Genomic DNA, 2,467 nt, shown 5'->3' on the forward strand with positions numbered 1-2,467 from the left:
AGAACATAAGCACGCCTTTGGCGTGAGCATCGCGGCAAAGGCGCTCTATTTCTAGGCAATTCCCTTCTCGTCCTTTATACTCTGCTCTATGTACATCCCCAGACCTGCAAAACTGCTATTTCAATACGATGACGGATGGAACCTTTTCATCGAAAATAATCACGTAGATGAATGGCAACTACTCTCTTTCGAAAAGATGCTCGCCTGCAGCACCTGCGCTATGGGCGTTCGCCGTTATTGCTGTTCTTCACCTGAATGCTCTCATTCACGCTTCTTTTGTCAAACCTGTAAATCCAAAGCCTGCAGTGCGTGTGGCCTCAAAGGCACCGAACAGTGGATTGCCCAGCAGCGCCATATTTTGCCGGATTGCGAATGGCAACATATTACCCTCACTATGCCTCACCTGCTTTGGCCTTTTTTTAACAATAACTGGTGCTTACTCAACCAACTCTTTCGCTGTGCAACCCGCGCCATGCTCAAACACGCCAAGCGCCAAGGCCTCGAAATTGGCATTTTTTGTGCGCTGCATACTTACGGTCGCCAACTCAATCAACATCCGCATATTCATTTATCCGTCACGCGTGGGGGACTCACTCAATATGACACCTGGAAACCGATTTTCTTTAAAAAGAAAGACGTTGAAAAGGTCTGGCGCAGTGCGGTCATTCGACTCCTTAGGGATAACTATTTTCAGTTACAACCCAATAAATTGCCTGGCTTCGGGCACATTCGCAATTATCAGACCTGGTGTCGTTACCTCAATGCCCAGTTTCAACGTTATTGGAAAGTACATTTTGCCAAAAAGACACGCGGGGCCTGGCATAATGTGAAATATCTGGGCCGTTATCTTAAACGTCCCCCTATCTCCGCTTCTCAATTGAAGCACTACAGCGGCGGCACCGTGGTTCATCATTACTATGACCACCACAGCCAACAATACAGACGACAGACCTTATCCCAAGAAGAAATGATACGGCGTTATGTCAGTCATATCCCTGCGCGACATTTTAAGATGATCCGTTATTACGGTTTTTTAGCCAATCGCAAACGCGGGTGCTTATTACCGAAGGTGTATGAGGCGTTAGACATGATATCTCCTAATGTGCCTGAAAAACCTGGGTTTGGACCCTTATCAAAGGTTTTTTAAATACTGACCCGTACCAATGTATTTTATGTGGAAACCGATTGCGGTTTATGAGTGCGGAAAAAGGAATACACGCCGTCACTTTACTGTCAGAAAGGCGGGATAAAATGGTCAAAAAACGATGGTTACAAACCGCATCCTAGGAGCAGTGTGCCTATTATTAGGCTTTTAGATGATAATTTAACCGAATTACTGTTCTCATGGTTAATCAACGAGAAAACTGTCAGAATTTAATAGAAATATTGAGTTCAAAACACCTCCATTAATGCCTTACTGTATTGATTGAGATTCCTAACCATCAAGCAAATATTGGACTGTGGTCATCTAAAAATCCCATTGAGCCATGGCTGTGGCGCAAGCAGAAATCTGGCAAAAAATCAGATTAAAGGGTTGTGGAAATGGTTTTTTTTTAGTCTGGCCAGACGCTTTAAATTATCCTCAACATCTGCCTGGGTAACCTCGCCTGCCACCTGTCCGTCTTTGTCATAACGACTTGCGCCTAACTGGATAAGGGCGCGACAATCAGCGTGGTGTCCAATACTACCTAAACAGACTCTTAAGCGCCTTCTGGTTATCGGTAAGCACTTTTCCTTCACTTCTTGCCACATATCCTGCTGAATACCAATTTTCATCGGTCTCAGCTGATGTTCAGGAAACAGGTCTGGCCAAAAAATGCTGATTTGGGAAATTGCTTCTGCTAACGGCAACCGTTTTTTAGGCGGTTTCGTTGGTTTTGGGATTTTAATCTTAACAACAGGTTGAGACTTTTCAACCCGCTTTTGGGTCACTGGCTTAACAGGCTTTTGTGGTTTAGGTTTTTTCACCTGTTTTTTGGGCGCAGAATTCACCCAGACCTTTTTTCGGTACACGGGTGAGGATTTAGGTGTCGTTTCTTCAGAAACCCGTCTAGGGCGATTGAGGCTTAATTTCTGCCGCTCGGTCATTTCAGTCTTTAAACAGGTTTCTTAATTCAGCATCCGTAAGGCCTGTGAACTTCATTACCGACTGTCTGTCCATATTGCTTTCTAGCATTTGTCTAGCTATCTCAAGTTGGGCTTCGTGTTTGCCTTCCAGCTTGCCTTTCTGGATGCCTTCTTGCATACCTTCAAGTTTGCCTTTTTGCATACCCTCTTGAATGCCCTCTTTACGCCCTTCTTGTCTTAACCCTTGAGCGATGTTCATCAGTGCCCCCTCATGCTTTTCTGATTGTTTGGCTATCTCTTTGATTAACTTGGCTGGCTGTTCGGCGTTACCTTCCTGAATGAGGTAGTTAAACAACGTTATCACCTGATTATCGGAATAATAATTATACGATAATAATTT

General features: G+C 44.4%; 1 protein-coding gene and 2 pseudogenes. 1 reads left to right on the forward strand and 2 read right to left on the reverse strand.

Going from position 1 to position 2,467, the window contains the following annotated elements; genetic code table 11:
• Nucleotides 1–88: 88 nt before the first annotated feature.
• A pseudogene (locus H1X92_RS00315) lies at nt 89–1,287 on the forward strand (IS91 family transposase).
• A 234-nt stretch (nt 1,288–1,521) separates the two neighbouring features.
• On the opposite strand, the gene H1X92_RS00320 reads toward H1X92_RS00315, so the two are convergent.
• Nucleotides 1,522–2,088, reverse strand: a complete 567-nt coding sequence (locus tag H1X92_RS00320; RefSeq protein ID WP_180558339.1) for a ProQ/FINO family protein — start codon at nt 2,086–2,088, stop codon at nt 1,522–1,524.
• Nucleotide 2,089: 1 nt separating this feature from the next.
• Nucleotides 2,090–2,467 (reverse strand): annotated as a pseudogene (locus H1X92_RS00325) (ISNCY family transposase); the annotation flags it as partial.

The organism is Arsenophonus endosymbiont of Apis mellifera (assembly GCF_903968575.1).
Classification (GTDB): Bacteria; Pseudomonadota; Gammaproteobacteria; order Enterobacterales; family Enterobacteriaceae; genus Arsenophonus; species Arsenophonus apicola.

Coding starts and splice junctions, on each gene's coding strand:
- H1X92_RS00320 (WP_180558339.1), bottom strand. CDS start 2,088: ATGACCGAGCGGCAGAAATTAAGCCTCAATCGCCCTAGACGGGTTTCT.